The sequence below is a fragment of the Streptomyces sp. CB02261 genome (genome assembly GCF_001905665.1).
Taxonomy (GTDB): Bacteria; Actinomycetota; Actinomycetes; order Streptomycetales; family Streptomycetaceae; genus Streptomyces.
Map to the genome: position 1 here is coordinate 223,751 of NZ_LIVX01000003.1, position 19,346 is coordinate 243,096.

Consider the following 19,346-nt stretch of genomic DNA (forward strand, 5'->3'; position numbering starts at 1 on the left):
GGTCACGCTCCCTTCGCGGCCTGGAACAGCTCCGCCCGCGGATCCTCGGAGGCGGTCGCCTCGCGGTAGGTCTCCAGGGCGTCACGTGCCTTGTCGTCCAGCTCCTTCGGCACCGCGACCTCGACCGTCACGAGGAGGTCGCCCCGGGTGCCGTCCTTGCGGACCGCGCCCTTGCCCCGGGCGCGCATGGTCCGGCCGTTCGGGGTGCCCGCGGGCAGCTTGAGGGTGACCGCGGGGCCGCCGAGGGTCGGCACCTTGATCTCGCCGCCGAGCGCGGCCTCCGTGAAGGAGACCGGCACGGTGACGGTGAGGTTGTCGTCCTTGCGGCCGAACACCGGGTGGGCGTCGACGTGCACGACGACGTACAGGTCGCCGTTCTGCCCGCCGCGCTCGCCCGGCGCGCCCTTGCCGCGCAGACGGATCTTCTGGTTGTCGCTCACGCCGGCCGGGATGCGGACCTGCATGGTGCGGGAGGACTTGGCCCGGCCGCTGCCCTTGCAGACCTCGCACGGGTTCTCGGCGATCAGGCCCCGGCCCTTGCAGTCCACGCACGGATCGGTGAGCGAGAAGCCGCCACCGCTGCCGCGCGAGACCTGCCCGGTGCCGACGCAGGTCGGGCACACACGGGGCGTGCCGTTCTTGTCGCCGGTGCCCGAACACGCCGTGCACGGCTGCTGGCTCGACATCCGCAGCGGTACGGTCGCGCCTTCGATGGCCTCGGTGAAGCTGAGGGTCACCTCGGACTCGATGTCCTGGCCGCGCCGCGGCTGGGTGCGGGCTCCCGCGCCGCCGCCGCGGTTGAACAGGCCGCCGAAGACGTCCCCGATTCCGCCACCGCCGCCGAAGCCGCCCGCTCCGCCGGGGCCGCCCTGGGCGCCGCCGAAGAGGTCGCCCAGGTCGAAGTTGAACGAGCCGCCGCCCGGGCCTCCGGCGCGGAAGCCGCCGTTCCCGAAGAGGGCGCGGGCCTCGTCGTACTCCTTGCGCTTCTTCGGGTCGCCGAGGACGTCGTTCGCCTCGGAGATCTCCTTGAAGCGCGCTTCCGCCTTGCTGTCGCCCTTGTTGGCGTCCGGGTGGTTCTCGCGGGCAAGCTTCCGGTACGCCTTCTTGATCTCGGCGTCCGTGGCGTCCTTGGGGACGCCGAGGACCTTGTAGTAGTCCTTCTCGACGAAGTCCTTCGTGCTCATCGACGTCCCTCCTTCCGGACTGCTCCGGTGTCCGTCACTGGTCCGGTGACCGCCGGCGCTCCGGCGGTCACCCCTGCTCCGACGACCGTCGCGTCACCCCTCGTCGGGGGCACCGCTCTCCTCGTCGGCCGACGTGCCGTCCTCCTTGGCCGGGGCCGCGCCCGGCTGGGGCTCGGCGACGGCCACGCGGGCGGGCCTGATGGTCCGCTCGCCGATCCGATACCCGGGCTGCAGGATCGCCACGCAGGTCGTCTCGGTGACGTCCGGCGCGTACGAGTGCATCAGGGCCTCGTGGATCGTCGGGTCGAAGGGCTCGCCCTCCTTGCCGAACTGCTGCAGACCCATCTTGGCGACGACGGTCTCCAGCGATTCGGCCACCGACTTGAACCCGCCCACGAGCTCGCCGTGGTCCCGGGCCCGGCCGACGTCGTCGAGCACCGGGAGGAGGTCGGACAGGAGGCTCGCGACGGCGATCTCCTTGACCGTGACCCGGTCCCGCTCCACGCGGCGGCGGTAGTTCTGGTACTCGGCCTGGAGCCGCTGGAGGTCCGCGGTGCGCTCGTCGAGCGCGGAACGGACCTGGTCCAGCTGGGCGGTGAGGCCCGCGGCACCGGCCGACTTCTGGCTGCTTGCGTCCCCGGCCGGGGCCGTCGGGACCTCCTCGTCGGAGGTCTCGACGGCCTCGGCGGCGTCGTCAGGGGTGGCGCCGGAGGGGACGTCGGGCTTCTCCTCGAAGCCCGGGGTCTCCTCGGTCACGCCTGACCACCCTTCTTGGGCTCGTCGTCGATGATCTCGGCGTCGACGACGTCGTCGTCGGCCTGCGCCTGCTGGCCGGCGCCGTCGCCGCCCGCGGCCTGCGCGCCCTGGGCGTCGGCGTACAGCGCCTGGCCGAGCTTCTGGGAGACGGCCGCGACCTTCTCGGTGGCCGTACGGATCTCCGCGGTGTCCTCGCCCTTGAGCTTCTCCTTCAGCTCGGCGAGCGCCGCCTCGACCTCGGTCTTGACGTCACCGGGGACCTTGTCCTCGTTGTCCTTGAGGAACTTCTCCGTCTGGTAGACGAGCTGCTCGCCCTGGTTGCGGGACTCGGCGGCCTCGCGGCGACGGTGGTCCTCGTCCGCGTACTGCTCGGCCTCCTGGCGCATGCGGTCGACCTCGTCCTTCGGCAGCGAGGAGCCGCCGGTGACGGTCATCTTCTGCTCCTTGCCCGTGCCCAGGTCCTTCGCGGTCACGTGCATGATGCCGTTGGCGTCGATGTCGAAGGCGACCTCGATCTGCGGGACGCCACGCGGGGCGGGCGGCAGACCGGTCAGCTCGAACATGCCGAGCTTCTTGTTGTACGCCGCGATCTCGCGCTCGCCCTGGTAGACCTGGATCTGCACGGACGGCTGGTTGTCCTCGGCCGTCGTGAAGATCTCGGACCGCTTGGTCGGGATCGTGGTGTTGCGCTCGATGAGCTTGGTCATGATGCCGCCCTTGGTCTCGATGCCGAGGGACAGCGGGGTCACGTCGAGGAGCAGGACGTCCTTGACCTCACCCTTGAGGACACCGGCCTGGAGCGCGGCGCCGATGGCGACGACCTCGTCCGGGTTGACGCCCTTGTTGGCGTCCTGACCGCCGGTCAGCTCCTTGACGAGCTCGGCGACGGCCGGCATACGGGTCGAGCCACCGACGAGGACGACGTGGTCGATCTCGGAGAGCTGGATGCCCGCGTCCTTGATGACGTTGTGGAACGGCACCTTGCAGCGGTCGAGCAGGTCCGAGGTCAGCTGCTGGAACTGGGCGCGCGTGAGCTTCTCGTCCAGGTGCAGCGGGCCCTCGGCCGACGCCGTGATGTAGGGCAGGTTGATCGAGGTCTCGGTCGAGGACGACAGCTCGATCTTCGCCTTCTCCGCGGCCTCGCGGAGACGCTGGAGAGCCATCTTGTCCTTGGCCAGGTCCACGCCGTGACCGTTCTGGAACTGCGTCACCAGGTAGTCGACGACGCGCTGGTCCCAGTCGTCACCACCGAGGTGGTTGTCACCGTTGGTGGCCTTCACCTCGACGACGCCGTCGCCGATCTCCAGGAGGGACACGTCGAAGGTGCCGCCACCGAGGTCGAAGACGAGGATCGTCTGGTCGTCCTTGTCCAGGCCGTACGCGAGGGCCGCGGCGGTCGGCTCGTTGACGATGCGCAGGACGTTGAGGCCCGCGATCTCACCGGCCTCCTTGGTCGCCTGACGCTCGGAGTCGTTGAAGTACGCCGGGACGGTGATGACCGCGTCGACGACCTTCTCGCCCAGGTACGCCTCGGCGTCGCGCTTCAGCTTCTGCAGGATGAAGGCGCTCATCTGCTGCGGGTTGAAGTTCTTGCCGTCGATCTCGATCTTCCAGTCGGTGCCCATGTGGCGCTTGACCGACCGGATGGTCCTGTCGACGTTGGTGACGGCCTGACGCTTGGCCACCTCGCCGACGAGCACCTCGCCGTTCTTCGCGAAGGCGACGACGGACGGCGTGGTCCTGGCGCCCTCGGCGTTGGTGATGACGGTGGGCTCGCCGCCTTCCAGAACGCTGACGACGGAGTTAGTCGTGCCCAGGTCGATGCCGACCGCACGTGCCATTTCGATTCCTCCAGCTGACGTACTTGAGTGGATCTGACTCAAGGATGCATGACGACCCCGACCGCGTCAACAGACCTGAGTGGAGTCGACTCAACTTGTCGCCCGCTGACGCGCTCATGCCGAGGCGTTCAGGCCGATCAGGCCGATCGGGCCGTTCAGGTCGCCGGAACCACTCCGGGCGTCACCGACCGGGCGCGCGCGTCGATCCGGGACCGGGCGGGGTGCGGCATGAGAGAGTCCGGATGCTCCTTGCCGGGCAAAGCAGGCATATCCCACGAATATCCCATGATTCTCGGTTACCCATGGTTCTCGGTCGACGCTCGGAAGGGTGTGGGGAATGACGGCCAAGCGCACGTTCGACGTCCTGGGCGGGCTCGCCCTCCTCGTGCTGCTGTCCCCGCTGCTCGCCGCCGTCGCCGCCTCGGTCGCCCTCGCCGCGACACCCCCGGGCCACGGCGTGCTCCGCCGCCGCACGGTGGCGGGCCTCGACGGGCGCCCCTTCACGATGCTGACCTTCCGCACCCGGAGCCCGCTGGCGGCGCTGCCCCTGCTGCTGCACGTCGTCGCCGGCCGGATGTCACTGGTGGGGCCGTGCCCGCTGACCCCCTCCCACCGCGAGTGCGCGGGCGAGGGACGCCGCCGACTCTCCGTACGCCCCGGCCTCACCGGCCCGTGGCAGATCAGCGGACGTTCGGACCTGCCGTGGGAGGAGCGCGAGCTGCTCGACCTCCACTATGTGGACCACCACTGGCTGGGGATGGATCTGAGCATCCTGGCGCGTACGCTTCCAGCTGTACGCAGGCGTCGCGCGGCAAGGTTTGCCTGAGCGACACATATCACCGCGAGCGCCGCTACAGCGCGGGGCCGCGACGGGGTAATCTCAGCAGGAACTCAATAAGTTACCGCTTAGTAGGCCCGCCCGAGGAGCCCTTCATGCAACTCGCAGCGATCATCGTGTCGATCGCCATCACGGTGGTGGCCGTCGCGCTGTTCGGCCGCGCCACCGCGCAGATCTACCGCTTCGTGCGGCTCGGTCAGCCGGTGCCCGCCGGCACGCGTACCGGTGACCCCACACAGCGCACCATCACGCTGGTCAAGGAGTTCCTCGGCCACACACGGATGAACCGCTGGGGCATCGTCGGCTTCGCGCACTGGTTCGTCGCGGTGGGCTTCTTCTCGCTGCTCCTGACGATCGTCAACGCCTTCGGCCAGCTCTTCCAGGCCGACTGGCTGATCCCGGTCATCGGCGACTGGCTGCCGTACGAGATCTTCACCGAGTTCCTCGGCCTGATGACGGTCCTCGGCATCGTGACCCTCATCGTGATCCGCCAGCTCAGCAGCCCGAACCGGGCGGGGCGCAAGTCCCGCTTCACCGGCTCCAAGACGGGCCAGGCCTACTTCGTCGAGGCCGTCATCCTGATCGTCGGCGTCTGCATCATGACGCTGCGCGCCCTCGAAGGCGTGCAGCACCACGTGACGAGCTGGGAGCCCGGCTTCTTCGCCTCGTACCCGCTGATCGCGCTCCTCGACGGCCTCAGCCTGAGCACGATCCAGTACCTCACGTACTTCTTCGCGGCGCTCAAGATCGTCACGTCCTTCACCTGGATGATCACGGTCTCGCTCAACACCAACATGGGCGTCGCCTGGCACCGCTTCCTCGGCTTCCCGAACATCTGGTTCAAGCGCAACGCCGACGGCTCCACCGCCCTCGGCGCGCTCCAGCCGATGACCACGGCCGGCAAGGAGATCGACTGGGAGGACCCGGCCGAGGACGCCGTCTTCGGCGTCTCCCAGGTCGAGCAGTTCTCCTGGAAGGGCATCCTCGACTTCTCCACCTGCACCGAGTGCGGCCGCTGCCAGTCGCAGTGCCCCGCCTGGAACACCGGCAAGCCCCTCTCCCCCAAGCTCCTCATCATGTCGCTGCGCGACCACGCGCACGCCAAGGCGCCGTACCTGCTCGCGGGCGGCGGCAAGGACATGGAGGGCAACGAGAAGGCCACCGAGGAGCAGCTCAAGGACGTCCCCGCCTCCGCGATCGCCGAGGCCGAGCGCCCCCTCATCGGCACCGCCGAGGAGAACGGCGTCATCGACCCCGACGTCCTGTGGTCCTGCACCACCTGCGGCGCCTGCGTCGAGCAGTGCCCGGTCGACATCGAGCACATCGACCACATCGTCGACATGCGCCGCTACCAGGTGATGATCGAGAGCGCGTTCCCGTCCGAGGCGGGCACGATGCTCAAGAACCTGGAGAAGAAGGGCAACCCCTGGGGCCTGGCGAAGAAGCAGCGCGTCGAGTGGACCAAGGAGGTCGACTTCGAGGTCCCGATCATCGGCAAGGACGCCGAGGACCTCTCCGAGTTCGACTACCTGTACTGGGTCGGCTGCGCGGGCGCCCTGGAGGACCGGGCCAAGAAGACCACCAAGGCCTTCGCCGAGCTGCTGAACATCGCGGGCGTCAAGTTCGCGATCATGGGCGGCGACGAGAAGTGCACCGGTGACTCCCCCCGCCGCCTCGGCAACGAGCCGCTGTTCCAGCAGCTCGCCCAGGAGAACGTCGCGATGCTGAACATGGCGTTCGGCGAGGACGACGAGGACGAGTCGACGAAGAAGCCGAAGTCGGCGAAGAAGATCGTCTCGACCTGCCCGCACTGCTTCAACACCATCGCCAACGAGTACCCGCAGCTCGGCGGCGAGTACGAGGTCATCCACCACACCCAGCTGCTCCAGCACCTCATCGACGAGGGCAAGCTGGTCCCGGTGACCCCGGTCGAGGGCCTGATCACCTACCACGACCCGTGCTACCTGGGCCGTCACAACAAGGTCTACACGCCGCCGCGCGAGATCATGTCCGCCGTCCCCGGCCTGCGCCAGCAGGAGATGCACCGCCACAAGGAGCGCGGCTTCTGCTGCGGCGCCGGTGGTGCCCGGATGTGGATGGAGGAGCGCATCGGCAAGCGCATCAACAACGAGCGCGTCGACGAGGCCCTGTCCCTCAACCCGGACATCGTCTCCACCGCCTGCCCGTTCTGCCTGGTCATGCTGACCGACTCGGTCAACGGCAAGAAGAACGACGGCAAGGCCAAGGAGTCCGTCCAGGTCGTGGACGTGGCCCAGCTGCTCCTCGACTCGGTGAAGACCCCGGTCGAGCCCGAGCCGGCGGAGGAGTCGGAGCCGGAGCCGGAACCGGCTTCCTGACCTCCCGTACGTGAGAGAGGGCCGCCCCGCGACGACCGCGGGGCGGCCCTCTCCGTCGTGGGGGCCCTCCGTCGTGCGGGGCCCAGGGCCGACGCCACAAACCACCCCATCCCCCCCAAGTCCCCCCGGGTCACCCCTTAGGGGATGTCACAGCTCAGTGGCAAGCGGCCGCCCGAGGAGCGCCCACACAGCCGGAGCGGGTACGTTCGACGACGTGGCTGGATTCAGGAACGGACGCGGCCGGGACAACCGCCCCCCGCAACAACAACCGCAGCAGGCGCCGAACGGGTACAACGCGGCCCCGCCGCCGTACCCGCAGCAGCAGTGGCCCCCGCAGGGCCAGGGCCCCGCTCCGTACGGACAGCAGGGGCAACAGCAGCAGCCGTACGGGGAGCCGGAGTACTTCGGAGATCCGTACGGCCGGCCGCAGCACCCCCACGCGGCCGCGGCGAACAACCCGGGCCACACGCAGATGTTCAGCGTCGACGACCCGTACGGCGACGCGGGGGCCCACCACGCCGCCGCGCCCGTGCCGACGGGCCCCCGCCTCCCCTGGAAGGCCCTCCTGAGCGGCATCGTGCTGCGCCCGGCGGACACCTTCCTGCGGATGCGGGACCACGCCGTCTGGGGCCCGGCCCTGGTCGTGACCTTCCTCTACGGGCTCCTCGCGATCTTCGGCTTCGACAAGGCGCGCGAAGAGGCGATCAACGCGACCCTGTCGACGGCGATCCCGTACGTCCTGATGACCGCCCTCGGGTTCGTCGTCGGCGGACTCATCCTGGGCGCGGTCACGCACACCCTGGCCCGCCAGCTGGGCGGCGACGGGGCGTGGCAGCCCACCGTGGGCCTCTCCATGCTGATCATGTCGATCACGGACGCGCCCCGGCTGGTCTTCGCGCTGTTCCTCGGCGGCGAGAACGGCCTCGTGCAGGTCATCGGCTGGCTGACCTGGCTGGCGGCGGGCGCGCTCTTCACGCTGATGGTGAGCCGCTCGCACGACCTGCCGTGGCCGAAGGCCCTGGGCGCGTCGGCGATCCAGCTGGTGGCGCTGCTGAGCCTGATCAAGCTCGGCACGCTGTAGGCCGCGACACGGACACGAGGAAGGCCCCCACCGCATCCGGTGGGGGCCTTCGTCGTCCGCGTACGGCTCAGGCGTCGAGGACCTGGCCCTCACGCTTGACGACGGGCGGTTCGACCGACCAGGGGAAGTTGATCCACTCGTCGGTCTTCTTCCACACGTACTCGCACTTCACGAGGGAGTGCGACTTCTCGTAGATGACGGCCGAGCGGACCTCGGCGACGTGGTCGACGCAGAAGTCGTGGACGAGCTTGAGGGTCTTGCCGGTGTCGGCGACGTCGTCGGCGATGAGCACCTTCTTGTCGCTGAAGTCGATCGCGTTCGGCACCGGCGCGAGCATGACCGGCATCTCCAGCGTGGTCCCGACCCCCGTGTAGAACTCCACGTTGACCAGGTGGATGTTCTTGCAGTCGAGGGCGTAGGCCAGACCGCCGGCGACGAAGACACCGCCACGGGCGATGGACAGGACGACGTCCGGCTCGTACCCGTCGTCGGCGATGGTCTGCGCCAGCTCGCGCACCGCGCGCCCGAAACCCTCGTACGTCAGGTTCTCGCGTACCTCACTCATGACCGCTACCGCCTCACACCTGGGTCCGATGGAAGTTCAGGAAGGAACGGGAGGCCGTCGGCCCCCGCTGCCCCTGGTACCGGGAGCCGTACCGCTCGCTCCCGTACGGGAACTCGGCGGGCGAGCTGAGCCGGAACATGCAGAGCTGCCCGATCTTCATGCCCGGCCAGAGCTTGATCGGCAGGGTGGCGAGGTTCGACAGCTCCAGGGTGACGTGCCCGGAGAACCCGGGGTCGATGAAGCCGGCGGTCGAATGCGTGACCAGCCCGAGCCGCCCGAGAGAACTCTTCCCCTCCAGGCGTGACGCGATGTCGTCCGGGAGGGTGATGACCTCGTAGGTCGAGGCGAGCACGAACTCGCCGGGGTGGAGGATGAACGCCTCGTCGCCCTCGGGCTCGACCTCGCGGGTCAGGTCGAGCTGCTCGACCGCGGGGTCGATGTGGGGGTAGCGGTGGTTCTCGAACACCCGGAAGAAGCGGTCAAGCCTCACGTCGATGCTCGAGGGCTGCACCATGGATTCGTCGTACGGGTCGATGCGCACCCGTCCGGCATCGATCTCGGCCCGGATGTCCTTGTCTGAGAGAAGCACGCCCCCACGATACGCAGAGGGCGCGGACCTGCCCCAATCGGCAGGCACCCGCGCCCCGACACCAGGTCAGCGCCGCCCGGCCTCCACCGGTACCGCGTGCCGCAGCCGCGCACACCGCGGACACCGGACGAGCCGCCCGGGCCCGATCCGCCCGGCCCCGAGCTGCTGCAGCGGGAACGAGGCGGTACTGAACACATGCCCTTCGGCACAACGGACGACGGTGCGCTCCATCGGACCCATCAAGTCCCTTCCCCTACACATGTGCTGGACGAGCAGTCACAATAGGGGATCAACGGGACGCCCTCGCGGCGGCACTCCGCACCCCGAAAAGGGAGCAGCTTCGCCTCAAGTGGCGCATGGGGTACAGTGTGCAACGATGCGGCACGGATCACCCGGCCGCTGTGCGGATGTAGTTTAATGGTAGAACATGAGCTTCCCAAGCTTATAGCGCGGGTTCGATTCCCGTCATCCGCTCTTCTACGAAGCCCCAGGTCAGTGGCCTGGGGCTTCGTCGTTGTCCAGGGCTCTGAGGGTGCCTGCCGTGCGCTGTGCGTCGACGAGGCGCGCGAGTTCCACCCGTGACGAGATGCCGAGGCGGGCGTAGATGCCGCGGAGGTGGTGGTCGATCGTGCGGGGACTGAGGACCATCCGGATCGCGATCTCGCGATTCGTCGCTCCCTCCGCCACCATGCTTGCGATCAGGGTCTGCTGCGCGGTGAGCGCGCCGAGGGCCGCCGCCGCCGGGAGGCGGGCGCACCGGGCCGTGTCGCCGAGTGCGCGCAGTTCCGCCTCCGCGTGCCGCGCGCTGGGCAGGGCCCCGAACTGCTCGAACGCCTGGAGCGCCGCACGCAGCCGGTCCCGCGCCTCCGTGGTCCGCCGCATCCGTCGGAGGGCGATGCCGTACAGCAACTCGGTCCGCGCGCGTTCGAGGTGACGGCCGTCCGCGTCGTGCAGGTCCAGGGCGTCCCGGTAGTGGGCGAGGGCTTCCCCGCCGGAGGTGAGCAGCGCCCGGCAGCGGGCCGCGAGGGCCAGATGACCCGGGCTGGCGACGGTGCCCGCCCAGCGTGTGTAGCCGACGGCCGCCGCGGCCGCGGCGGCGGGTTCGCCGGCGCGGACGGCGGCCTCCACGTAGTGCGGGGTGGAGAGCAGCCGAATAGCCGGATGCCCGTGCCCGGGGCCGAGGCGGGCCAGGGTGCGCAGCTGGGAGGCGGCCTCGGCGGGCCGGCCCTGCGTGAGGTCGAGGTAGGCGAGCGCCCAGAGGCTGAGCGCCGTGGCGAGCCCGATGCCGTGCTCCGCCGCGTACGTCCGTGCCTGCCGGGCGCGGTCCCGGCACGCGGTGGTGTCGCCCTGGACCGCGGCAAGCAGGGCGAGGCCGGCCAGGATGTGGCAGGCGACGTTGTCCTGGCCGGTTTCGCGGGCGAGGCGGTGCGCGTCGACCGCGGTGGCCGTCGCGGTGCCGAGGCGCCCGTTCCACGCCTCGGCGTACGCGCGGAACTCCAGCGGCCGGGGTAGGACGGCGTGTTCGCCCTGGGCTCGGGCGGCGGACTCGGCCTGGTGCGCCATGGCCAGGGCGAGGTCGTCGTCGCCGAGGTAGAGCGCGGCCAGCGCCGCGTGCACCAGCACGGTGGGGTCGTCGCCGTGCCGGGCGAGGGACACGGCTTCACGGAGCCGGACGGCGGCCTCGGCGTAGCGGCCGCACACGGCGGAGGCGATCCCGGTGAGTCCGGCGAGCAGGGCGCGGGCTGCGGGAGCGGACGGTGGCGGGCTCTTCCGGGCGAGGACCGCGGCCTGGTGGCAGCGGTGCAGGTCGCCGGTGTAGTGGCCGACTTCGGCGGCGTACGCGAGGGCGTACGCGGCGGTCGCGGGGGCGTCGAAGGCGTACCCGGCAGGCGTACCGCCGGTCGCCGAACGCCCCGCGCCGGCCACGGCGCACGCCCCCCGCGCGCCGGCGAAAGCGGAGGTCGCCGCCCCGGCCAGGTCGTCGTAGGCATCGGGGGCGTGCCCGGAGCGCAAGGTGACCAGGCCGCGGAGCAGCCGCACGCGGGGATCTGTGCCGGGAGGCGTGCGTTCCGCGGCGGCGAGGAGACAGCGTGCGCGGTCGGACCGGCCGCCGTGCCAGGCGTGGAGGGCGGCACGGGCGAGGGCGGCGTGACGGACGGCGGTGTCGGAGCTGAGGAGCGCGGAGCGTTCCGCGTGGTGGGCGGCGGTCGCCGGGTCGGGGGCGGGTGCGCCGGCCAGGGCGCGGGCGAGACGGCTGCTCGGGCCGAGGGAGGCGCAGGCGCGATGCCAGTTCCACGGGCCGGGCTCGGTCCTCGGGTCGAGGACGAGCGCCAGCGACCGGTGGGCGAGGCGCCGCTCCTCGGGTCCGGCGCTGTCGTACACCACGTCCCGTACCAGCGGGTCGGCGAAGACGAGACCGGCGGCGGTGGAGCGGATGAGGCCGGCCTCCTCGGCGGGTTCGAGGTCCGTGGGCTCGTGTCCGGCGGCGACCACCGCGCGGTCGAACGCCCGGCTCTCCACCGGGTGCTGGTCGGCGGCGGCGAGCAGCAGCAGTCGGCGCGTGGCGGCCGGCAGCCGGGCGAGGCGGGTGCGGTGCTGTTCCGTGGCCAGCAGTCGGCGGGTCAGCGGATCGGGCAGCGGGTCGAGGCCGGCGCGTTCACGCGCGGTGAGTGCGGCGGTGAACTCGGCCGCCGCGCGCGCGTCGCCGTGCACCGCGAGCCAGACGCGCACGCTGACGCCGTCCTGCGAGAGGCCGGGGGCGCAGGCACCCGGCTGTTGTCCCGGCGCGCCCGCGCTGCGTGGCCCAACTGGCATGTCTCGTAACGCTAGAGCTAAGTTACCGGGGTGTAAAGACTGGTGAAACAGCCGATGGCTGTGGCGTCGCGCCGCCCTCACTCTGGGGCTCCCCCAACGAGTGCGAGGATCCCCGATGCGACGATTCACCCGTGCGCTCTCCGCCGTCGCGGCCTGTGCCGCGGCGGCGGCCGTCCTGCTGCCGGCGGCCCCGGCCCAGGCGGCGGTGCCCGATCCGGTTCTGTTCGTCCACGGATACAAGGGCGGCGCGTGGAACTTCAACGAGATGGTCTCCGACTTCAAGGCGTCAGGCTGGCCGGCCGACCGGCTGTACGCGATGTCGTACAACCCGTTCCAGTCGAACGAGACGACCGCCGCGCAGATCCGCGATCAGGTCGACGCGCTGCGCGCCCGCACCGGCGCGGCGAAGGTGGACGTCGTCACCCACTCGATGGGCGGGCTGGGCTCGCGCTGGTACCTGAAGTTCCTCGGCGGCACCTCGTACGTCGACGACTGGGTGTCCCTGGGCGGCCCGAACCACGGCACGAACGCGGCGCAGGTCTGCGACTGGGCGCTCGCGTCGTGCAAGGAGATGGCGACGGGCAGCACCTTCCTGACCGCCCTCAACAGCGGCGACGAGACGCCCGGGGCCGTCAACTACGGGACCTTCTGGTCCACGTGCGACGAGTTGATCAACCCGGACTCGAGCACGGTCCTGTCCGGCGCGACCAACACCAGCGTGGGGTGTGTGGAGCACGCGTGGCTGCTGGTCAGCGAGAACGTCTCGCAGCTGACGCGGAACTTCGTCAGATGACGCGAGCCGTCACCGACTGAACCCCGGAGGCGGAGGGCGGTCACCCCGAGGCCGTCCTCCACCGCACACTGCGGACGGGAGAGGTCGTAGCGGATACGGGTGGGCGCATACTGGCAGCAATGACAAAGCCAAGTGCACCGAAGCGCTTTTTGCCCACCAGCCCCTTCAAGCCCCCGGTCACGCCGCCTCCCAAGCATTTCGCCGTGGGCGACCAGGTCACACACGACGTGTACGGCCTCGGCCGGGTCATCGGCATAGAGGAGGGGATCGCGGCGGTCGTGGATTTCAGCTCCGCGCAAGCGCGGATCCTGAGTCCGTACGCCAAGATGAGCAAGCTGTAGGACCGCCGTGCCCGGTCACGGCACACCAGATCAGTTCATGGACCCGCACGGAAGAGGACCCCTCTCATCGACCTGACCTCGCCGTTCTCCGCTCCGGAAGGGGCGCCCCCCTGTGCCGCTGCGGCATCACCGCACCCCACCACGAATCCCTTCCAAGCGCCCGACTTCGGGGAGATCGAAGCCTTCCTCCTCGACGAGGATGCGCAGGCGCCCGCCTCCGGCACGGGTGCGGCTCGACGCGGGGCGGGCTAGCTCCCACTCGTGACGATGGTTTTTTCGGCATCGGGCCACGAGGCGTGTCCGTTGCCGTCTTCATCCACGGCGCCAGAGCCCCAGGTCAGCGGCCTGGGGCTCTGTCGTTGTCGCCCCTCGTGGAGGGGCTGCGCGGGGCGCTGGGCGAAGGCGGGAAGAGCCGGTCCGAGGGTGCCCCAGCCGAGGAGGGCCGTGAGGGCCGCCGAAACGGCTGACCGGAACAGCCGCTTGCAGACGTACGCGTCCGGGCTCCTGCACACGACCGCGCGGGCGGGGTAGCCCCAGCCCCGCGGGCCGCGCCACAGCGGCCTGAACCCTCCTCGGGAGTTCCCGTGCCGCAGGGGATGCTCGCGGTACTCGACCGGAAAGGATCGTCGTGCGCGGGGCCCTCGGAGCCGGTCGCTACCGTGTCGCGGGAGTGGAGGCCCACCAGGTCGAGGGGGCCGCGACGGTGTATCCCAGGGACTCGTACAGCGGCCTGCCCAGCTTCGAGGCGGTGAGCGTGGCCGGCAGGTCCGCCAGGTGGGCGAGGGCTCCGAGCATGACGGCCCGCCCCACGCCACGTGACCGGAACGCCGACGACGTACCGACCCAGTAGTGGCTGCCGACGCCGTCGTCGACGACGCTGACGCAGGCTCCCGCCACCACGCCGTCGTGCAGGGCGACGAACACGTCCACGCCCGGCTGCTCGATCAGCGTCGGGGGGAACAGTTCGCCGGGGCGGTAGGGCTCGAATCCGGTCAGCTCGAAGCTTTCGATCACGATCCGCTCGGCCGCCTGGAGGTCTTCGGGCCGCCGTACCCGGACCACGTCCAGCGCCGGTTCGCCGACGGGCCCCGGCGGGCGGAGCATGACCGGCATCTGCCAGTCGCGCATGCCCAGGTGGCTCAGGTCGGTCGAGCCGAACGGATCCTCGACGGTCGCCGGGCCCGCCGCCCGCCGAACCAGCCCGCTCAGCTCGGCGACCTCGTCCGGACCGAGGTCGGGCTCCTGGACCAGCACCCGCAGGCCGGCCCGCTCGTCGCCGTCGACCGCGACGAACCCGCGGCGTCGGACGACCTCGTGCCCCCGGGAGCGGCCGGTCGCGATCCAGTGGGCGGCGGAGTTGCGGGCCTGACGCGTCGGGGCCTCGGCAAGGGCCACGGAGGTGGGCCGGTCAGCCGACGTGGATCTTGTTGTCATGGCGCCTACGGTAGTGAGCGACCGGCCCTGCCCACAGGCGAATTCACCCGCCGCCCCTGCGGTGCGTCGGGTCGGGTGCGCACAGCCAGCCGTTGACCGCGAAGCGGCTGTCCTCGTGCTGCCTTCCGGGGCACACGACCGGTCGCACCTCGTGCCAGGCGGTGGGAAGGAAGAACACGATGTTGTCGTGCTCGGGCTCCCAGTCCCGCCAGGTACGTTCCTCCCACTCTCCGGTCGTCTCGGTGTGCAGCGGCAGGGCGGCGTCGAAGACGCGCAGCTCGCCGCCGCCGAACGGCCGGGGCGTGCGGTGCAGGTAGTACACGAACGTGAGCAGACGGCGGGGGGCGTACGCGGCGCTGGTGTCCTGGTGCGGCCCGTAGAAGTCGCCGTCGTTGTGCACGTTGAGACCGTAACTGGGCACGGTGTGGCGGCAGTCGACTCCCAGCGTGTGCTCGACCGCCTCCCGGACGTCCTCGATGGCCGCCAGTAGCTCAGGCGCCCGGAAGTCGGGGCACGACCGGGACCGGCGCAGCTCGGGGGCCAGCTCCCGGTCCCGGACCAGGGAGGGCCTGAGCCGGTCGCCCGTGGAGGCGACGGCACGCTCCAGCAGGAGGCCGGCTGTCCGCTCGCCCAGGAACCCGGTGATGCGGCAGACCGTGACCGGAAGCCGCCAGATCGCGTCCGTGGACACCGGCGACAGGCCGTGCGCCGTCATCGCCCCGCCTCGGACGGAGTCGTGGCCACGGCCTCGCGCAGCCTGGCGACCTCGGACCTGAGCTCCTCCACGTGGCGCTGGAGCGCCTGGATGCAGACCAGGGCCACGCCGAGACCGTCGACGACGGGGATCCTGGTGTCGTCCCGGGTGAAGCCGAAGGCGGCGTGCCAGTCCTGGGCCATCGGCCCGAGGTGACGGACGTCCTCGGGCTCCCAGACGTAGCGCCAGGTGCTGATCGGCAGCGTGGCCACGGTGTCCAGGACGGCGAAGCCGTTGACCGCGCCGACCGGGGCCACGGCGCCGCTGTCCCGTGGACCCGCCGCGGCAGGGTCCGGAGCGGCGGCGCCGGCCGCCCGGGCCCACCTGCTGAGGATCCGCATCGTCACCGGCTCCAGTCGACCGGGGCCACGTCCTGCTTGAGCCCGCGGTCACTGCAGAGCGAGCAGGGAGCGCCCGGCACCCCGGGCCCCTGGTCGGTGCCGACGGTGATCGCTCCGTGGGCCCCGACGGGGGCGTGCACGCCGTCGCCGACGAACGCCGCTTCGTAGCCGCCGAGCAGTTCCTGAAGGGTTCCGGGGCCCAGGTTCTCCGGGGCGGTGATCGAGGCCACGCCGTCGTAGTCGGTGAAGGCGGCCCCCAGCGTCCGGCCGCCGACGGTGGCGAACACGATCTTCGCTCCTCGGATGGGCTCCCCGGTGAGGGCGTCGGAGGCCATCGCGTGGATGTTCTCCAGTTGCATCTGGGTGACGTTCAAGGTGGCCTGGCTGGTCGTGAGCCTGATCGGCTTCAGGCTGGGGCATTCCGCGCCGCTGCACGGCGCGGGCGTCGAGGGGGTCGCGGTCGCGGCGACACCGCTTCCCACCCCCAGCGACGCCAGAGCGGTTGCCATCACCGCGACGGTCCTACGACCGACAGAACTCATGTCCACTCCCTGGGAGCCGCTCGGGCGCGCTCCGCGCCGGCGCGGAAGGCCGGGGCGGTCCTGGCGCATGCGGCACTCGACCGAACGCCGCCCTCGTGGGACGACGCGGACGACCGTAGCCACACCCGGCAGGGGTGCGGGTCCGATGAACACGAGTACGCACCATCTGATGAATCGCCGACGGCACTGTGACGAACGCCGACGATTCATACCGGCCAGCACGTGGCCGCGCCGAGCATCCGGTCCCGTGTCCGTGGCCGCCGGGCACGGCCCAGACCTCGCAGCGCGTACGGTCGGCGAGTCGACCGGGCGTACCGTCACCGCCCCTCTACGAGGCCCCAGGTCAGCGCCCTGCCTCGTCGGTGGCGAGGGAGGACAGGAACCGGCGCTGGTCGGACAGGAAGCCCTCGGCGAAGAGGGTTCGTGGTGCGCACAGGGCGGTCAGGGTCAGGCGGACGCGGGAGCGTTCCACGTCGTGTCTGACCAGGCCGTGGGTGGCGGTGGGGTAGTGGGCGACGCGCAGGGGCGGGGCGGGGAGCAGCCGGCGGTAGGCGGCCTCGGTGTCGGTGGTGTCCACGTTCACGTCGTGGCCCGCGAGGACCAGCAGGACGGGGACCCCGCGCAGGGCCGGCAGGTCGGCGGTGGCGTCGGCGGTGTGGTTCCTGGAGACGAACCGCCAGCGGGCGGCGGTCATGCCCTGGGGGTCGCCGACGGCCCGTACGTACTCCTCGTACGGGGCGCCCCGTCCGAGCAGCTCCAGTCCGGTCTCGCGACGGCGCAGGGCGGCGGCGACCTCCGCGTCGGAGGCGCCGTCGCGGCGCAGCTCGGCGAGGAGGTTGTAGCGGCCCTGCCGGTGCCAGTTGACGGCGGGTGAGACGGCGATGGCGAACCGGATCCGGCCGTCCTGGGCGGCGATCTTCGGGAGCACCCAGCCCGCCTGGCTGGCGCCCCACAGGCCGATCCGGCGGCCGTCGACGTCCGGTCGCCGCCGGGCCCAGGCGATCGCGGCGGCGGCCTCCCGCGCGCGGTCCTCCATGGTCTGGTCGAGCCAGTCGCCCGGCGCGCCGCCCACGCCCGGCTTGTTCCAGGACAGCGAGGCGTACCCGGCCCGGGCGAAGGACTCCCACATCGGGCGGTAGAAGCCGTCGTGCGTGGCGTCCACCGGGCCGTCCCCGTGGACGAAGACCACCAGGGGGAAGGGCCCCTCCCCCCGTTCGGGCAGGGCCAGCACGGCGTGCAGGGTCCGGCCGCCGTACCGCACGGTCACCGTCTCCTCCCGCAGGGCGTAGGTGTTCTGCCGGACCACGAGCCCCGCCAGGCCGGCCGCCACGACCACCAGAGCGGCCAGAGCCGCGAGCGCGGCTCGCACCACCCGGCGCCGGCGTGTCGGTCCTCCGCGTCGCCGTTCCATCGCGATCCCCCCTCAGAACTATCAGAACAGAAACGTTCGTTTCCTTTACGACCGTACTTGCTTCGTGCGTAGAATACGAGGGAGAACCCTACGGAGGAGTCATGGACACAGCACCAGCCATCCGGCGCGGCGTGCCCAGCGGTGCCGAGGAGCGGGTCGCCTCGCTGTACTGGGAGGCCTTCGGCCGCAAGCTCGGGGCCGCCCTGGGGCCGGCCGAGGACGGCCGCGCCTTCATCGCCCGCCACCTCCACCACGACCGCGCCGCCGTCGCGCTCGCCCCCGGCGGCGGGCGTGTCGTGGGCGTGGCCGGCTACCGGCTCGGCGGACGCGGCCTGGTCGGCGGCGGGGTGCGCGACGTGCTCTCCCGATACGGGCTCGTCCGCGGCCTGCCGCGGCTCGCCGTGCTGGCGCTCCTCGAACGCACCCCGGAGCCGGGGGAACTCGTCATGGACGGCATCGCCGTCGACCCCGCCCACCGCGGCGCCGGCATCGGCGGGCTGCTGCTGACGGAGATCGCCGCCATCGCCGCCGCACACGGCAGCTCCCGGATCCGCCTGGACGTCATCGACGTCAACCCGCGCGCCCGCGCCCTGTACGAGCGGCACGGCTTCGCCGCCGTACGCACCGAACGCACCCCGTACCTCCGGGGCCTGATGGGCTTCGGCGCCGTGACTACGATGCATCGCGCCGTCCCGGACCACCCGGGCGGCGGCTCACCCGGCGACACCTTGGAGCGGCAGCGATGACCAGCAGGCCCGCGGGGGAGCCCGTCACGCCCGAGATCGGCACCCGGACCCTGGTGTTCGCCCTCGTGCGCGAGGACGGCACCGTCGACGCGGGCGAGCTGTACGCCGTCGCCGGTGCCCTCGGCATGAGCGACCAGCAGGTCCGGCTCTGCCTCAAACGGCTCGTCGCCGAGGGCCGGTTCCGTCAGGAGGGGCGCGGGCGCAAGGCCGTCCTGCGCCTCACCGCCGACGCGACCGGCGCCGTCGCGCCGGACGTGGAGTACGTCCGCCACGCCTACCGGCAGGACCAGGGGCTCGCCCCCTGGGACGGCACCTGGCACCTGTTCGCCTTCGCCATCCCCGAGACCTCGCGGCAGGCCCGCGACACCCTGCGCGACGCCCTCCTCCACCTCGGCGCGGCCCCCCTCCAGGGCGGGCTCTACGTCAGCGCCAACGACATCGGCGAGATCGTCGAGGCCCACGCCCGCCACCTCGGCGTCCTGCCCTCCCTGACCCGTCTCACCAGCCGCGATCTACGGGTCGGGGACGAGACCGACCCGGCCCGGCTGGCCGCACTCCTCTGGCCGCTCCAGCGGATCGCGGAACGCCACGAGGCGCTCGCCGCCCTCGCCACCGCCCGCCTGGCCCGGCTGTCGTCCGCGGACCGGCCCACGGACACCGAACGCCTGACGTACGCGATCGAGCTGGCGGCGTCCTTCACCACCGCCATGGAACCCGACCCCCTGCTGCCCCCGGAACTGCTCCCCCAGCCCTGGCCCGGCGCCCACGCCCGCGCCCTGGCCGCGCGGTGCTGGGAAGCCCTCGCCGCCGGAACCGGCCAGGATCCCGGCCGCCTGCGCCTGTTCCGCCTCTACGACGGCTTCCTCCTCACCCCGACACCCCCCACCGCCCCTCCGCCGCCGCGTCCTTGAAGGCCGCGGACCCGGAGCCCGCTGTGCGGGGCCGCCCCCGCACCGGGT

Annotated in this window: 18 protein-coding genes and 1 tRNA gene; 8 read left to right on the plus strand and 11 right to left on the minus strand. The window is 71.5% G+C overall.

The annotated features are described in order from the left end of the window. Window positions 1-2 precede the first annotated feature (2 nt). The 3 genes from dnaJ to dnaK form a co-directional block, all read right to left on the minus strand. A complete protein-coding gene (gene dnaJ, locus AMK29_RS11190; protein WP_073811279.1) occupies window positions 3-1,184 on the minus strand; it encodes a molecular chaperone DnaJ in 1,182 nt (393 codons plus the stop codon). 93 nt (window positions 1,185-1,277) lie between these two features. Next, window positions 1,278-1,940 (minus strand): nucleotide exchange factor GrpE, encoded by a 663-nt coding sequence (gene grpE / locus AMK29_RS11195; RefSeq protein ID WP_073811280.1) that lies wholly within the window; start codon window positions 1,938-1,940, stop codon window positions 1,278-1,280. Continuing rightward, window positions 1,937-3,781 (minus strand): molecular chaperone DnaK, encoded by a 1,845-nt coding sequence (gene dnaK, locus AMK29_RS11200; RefSeq protein ID WP_073811283.1) that lies wholly within the window; start codon window positions 3,779-3,781, stop codon window positions 1,937-1,939. Before dnaK ends, grpE begins: the two co-directional genes overlap by 4 nt. Window positions 3,782-4,118: 337 nt before the next feature. Here dnaK and AMK29_RS11205 point away from each other — a divergent pair, with 337 nt between their 5' ends. The 3 genes from AMK29_RS11205 to AMK29_RS11215 all read left to right on the plus strand — a co-directional run bounded on the left by AMK29_RS11205 (window position 4,119) and on the right by AMK29_RS11215 (window position 8,057). After that, entirely contained in the window at window positions 4,119-4,607 is a 489-nt protein-coding gene (locus tag AMK29_RS11205; RefSeq protein ID WP_073811285.1) for a sugar transferase, read from the plus strand. 107 nt (window positions 4,608-4,714) lie between these two features. Then, window positions 4,715-6,976 (plus strand): (Fe-S)-binding protein, encoded by a 2,262-nt coding sequence (locus AMK29_RS11210; protein WP_073811288.1) that lies wholly within the window; start codon window positions 4,715-4,717, stop codon window positions 6,974-6,976. A gap of 214 nt (window positions 6,977-7,190) precedes the next feature. Continuing rightward, window positions 7,191-8,057, plus strand: coding sequence for a Yip1 family protein (locus tag AMK29_RS11215; protein WP_073811290.1), 867 nt, complete (start codon window positions 7,191-7,193; stop codon window positions 8,055-8,057). Between the two features lie 67 nt (window positions 8,058-8,124). On the opposite strand, the gene AMK29_RS11220 is transcribed toward AMK29_RS11215, so the two are convergent. After that, window positions 8,125-8,622, minus strand: coding sequence for a phosphoribosyltransferase (locus AMK29_RS11220; RefSeq protein WP_073811296.1), 498 nt, complete (start codon window positions 8,620-8,622; stop codon window positions 8,125-8,127). A 13-nt stretch (window positions 8,623-8,635) separates the two neighbouring features. After that, window positions 8,636-9,211 (minus strand): dCTP deaminase, encoded by a 576-nt coding sequence (gene dcd, locus AMK29_RS11225; protein ID WP_073811299.1) that lies wholly within the window; start codon window positions 9,209-9,211, stop codon window positions 8,636-8,638. A gap of 403 nt (window positions 9,212-9,614) precedes the next feature. Here dcd and AMK29_RS11230 point away from each other — a divergent pair. Continuing rightward, a tRNA-Gly gene (locus AMK29_RS11230) sits at window positions 9,615-9,685 on the plus strand. Between the two features lie 18 nt (window positions 9,686-9,703). Here the strand turns inward: AMK29_RS11230 and AMK29_RS11235 are convergent. Then, on the minus strand, window positions 9,704-12,025 hold the full coding sequence (locus AMK29_RS11235) for a helix-turn-helix transcriptional regulator (protein ID WP_073811301.1): 2,322 nt from the start codon (window positions 12,023-12,025) through the stop codon (window positions 9,704-9,706). Window positions 12,026-12,140: 115 nt separating this feature from the next. Between AMK29_RS11235 and AMK29_RS11240 the strand changes: the two genes are divergently transcribed. Together AMK29_RS11240 and AMK29_RS11245 are read left to right on the plus strand one after the other, a co-directional pair. Further along, window positions 12,141-12,818: an esterase/lipase family protein gene (locus AMK29_RS11240; RefSeq protein ID WP_073811303.1), complete on the plus strand. Its 678-nt coding sequence runs from the start codon at window positions 12,141-12,143 to the stop codon at window positions 12,816-12,818. 119 nt (window positions 12,819-12,937) lie between these two features. After that, entirely contained in the window at window positions 12,938-13,159 is a 222-nt protein-coding gene (locus AMK29_RS11245) for a hypothetical protein (RefSeq protein ID WP_073811305.1), read from the plus strand. A gap of 654 nt (window positions 13,160-13,813) precedes the next feature. On the opposite strand, the gene AMK29_RS11255 is transcribed toward AMK29_RS11245, so the two are convergent. From AMK29_RS11255 to AMK29_RS11275, 5 genes are all read right to left on the minus strand, one after another. Then, window positions 13,814-14,593 (minus strand): GNAT family N-acetyltransferase, encoded by a 780-nt coding sequence (locus tag AMK29_RS11255; protein WP_073811307.1) that lies wholly within the window; start codon window positions 14,591-14,593, stop codon window positions 13,814-13,816. Window positions 14,594-14,636: 43 nt separating this feature from the next. Next, window positions 14,637-15,308: a 2OG-Fe(II) oxygenase gene (locus AMK29_RS11260; RefSeq protein ID WP_079196836.1), complete on the minus strand. Its 672-nt coding sequence runs from the start codon at window positions 15,306-15,308 to the stop codon at window positions 14,637-14,639. Further along, window positions 15,305-15,688 carry a tail fiber domain-containing protein gene (locus AMK29_RS11265; RefSeq protein ID WP_073811309.1) on the minus strand — a complete coding sequence of 128 codons (384 nt, stop codon included), beginning with the start codon at window positions 15,686-15,688 and terminating at the stop codon, window positions 15,305-15,307. The genes AMK29_RS11260 and AMK29_RS11265 overlap by 4 nt, the downstream gene beginning before the upstream one ends. Window positions 15,689-15,690: 2 nt before the next feature. Beyond that, a complete protein-coding gene (locus tag AMK29_RS11270; RefSeq protein ID WP_241845284.1) occupies window positions 15,691-16,197 on the minus strand; it encodes a hypothetical protein in 507 nt (168 codons plus the stop codon). Between the two features lie 376 nt (window positions 16,198-16,573). Next, entirely contained in the window at window positions 16,574-17,641 is a 1,068-nt protein-coding gene (locus AMK29_RS11275) for an alpha/beta hydrolase family protein (protein WP_073811313.1), read from the minus strand. A gap of 101 nt (window positions 17,642-17,742) precedes the next feature. On the opposite strand from AMK29_RS11275, the gene AMK29_RS11280 reads away from it, so the two are divergent. Both AMK29_RS11280 and AMK29_RS11285 read left to right on the plus strand, forming a co-directional pair. Further along, window positions 17,743-18,387: a GNAT family N-acetyltransferase gene (locus AMK29_RS11280; RefSeq protein WP_073811315.1), complete on the plus strand. Its 645-nt coding sequence runs from the start codon at window positions 17,743-17,745 to the stop codon at window positions 18,385-18,387. Further along, window positions 18,384-19,298, plus strand: coding sequence for a PaaX family transcriptional regulator C-terminal domain-containing protein (locus tag AMK29_RS11285; protein ID WP_073811317.1), 915 nt, complete (start codon window positions 18,384-18,386; stop codon window positions 19,296-19,298). Before AMK29_RS11280 ends, AMK29_RS11285 begins: the two co-directional genes overlap by 4 nt. Window positions 19,299-19,346: the final 48 nt, after the last annotated feature.

What these genes read in the sequence shown, in the direction of transcription:
- AMK29_RS11270 (WP_241845284.1), bottom strand. Translation starts at nt 16,197, where the DNA reads ATGGCAACCGCTCTGGCGTCGCTGGGGGTGGGAAGCGGTGTCGCCGCG.
- AMK29_RS11260 (WP_079196836.1), bottom strand. Translation starts at nt 15,308, where the DNA reads ATGACGGCGCACGGCCTGTCGCCGGTGTCCACGGACGCGATCTGGCGG.
- dnaJ (WP_073811279.1), bottom strand. Translation starts at nt 1,184, where the DNA reads ATGAGCACGAAGGACTTCGTCGAGAAGGACTACTACAAGGTCCTCGGC.
- AMK29_RS11280 (WP_073811315.1), top strand. Translation starts at nt 17,743, where the DNA reads ATGGACACAGCACCAGCCATCCGGCGCGGCGTGCCCAGCGGTGCCGAG.
- AMK29_RS11240 (WP_073811303.1), top strand. Translation starts at nt 12,141, where the DNA reads ATGCGACGATTCACCCGTGCGCTCTCCGCCGTCGCGGCCTGTGCCGCG.
- AMK29_RS11220 (WP_073811296.1), bottom strand. Translation starts at nt 8,622, where the DNA reads ATGAGTGAGGTACGCGAGAACCTGACGTACGAGGGTTTCGGGCGCGCG.
- AMK29_RS11275 (WP_073811313.1), bottom strand. Translation starts at nt 17,641, where the DNA reads ATGGAACGGCGACGCGGAGGACCGACACGCCGGCGCCGGGTGGTGCGA.
- AMK29_RS11235 (WP_073811301.1), bottom strand. Translation starts at nt 12,025, where the DNA reads ATGCCAGTTGGGCCACGCAGCGCGGGCGCGCCGGGACAACAGCCGGGT.
- dnaK (WP_073811283.1), bottom strand. Translation starts at nt 3,781, where the DNA reads ATGGCACGTGCGGTCGGCATCGACCTGGGCACGACTAACTCCGTCGTC.
- AMK29_RS11210 (WP_073811288.1), top strand. Translation starts at nt 4,715, where the DNA reads ATGCAACTCGCAGCGATCATCGTGTCGATCGCCATCACGGTGGTGGCC.
- AMK29_RS11245 (WP_073811305.1), top strand. Translation starts at nt 12,938, where the DNA reads ATGACAAAGCCAAGTGCACCGAAGCGCTTTTTGCCCACCAGCCCCTTC.
- AMK29_RS11265 (WP_073811309.1), bottom strand. Translation starts at nt 15,688, where the DNA reads ATGCGGATCCTCAGCAGGTGGGCCCGGGCGGCCGGCGCCGCCGCTCCG.
- AMK29_RS11285 (WP_073811317.1), top strand. Translation starts at nt 18,384, where the DNA reads ATGACCAGCAGGCCCGCGGGGGAGCCCGTCACGCCCGAGATCGGCACC.
- AMK29_RS11255 (WP_073811307.1), bottom strand. Translation starts at nt 14,593, where the DNA reads ATGACAACAAGATCCACGTCGGCTGACCGGCCCACCTCCGTGGCCCTT.
- AMK29_RS11205 (WP_073811285.1), top strand. Translation starts at nt 4,119, where the DNA reads ATGACGGCCAAGCGCACGTTCGACGTCCTGGGCGGGCTCGCCCTCCTC.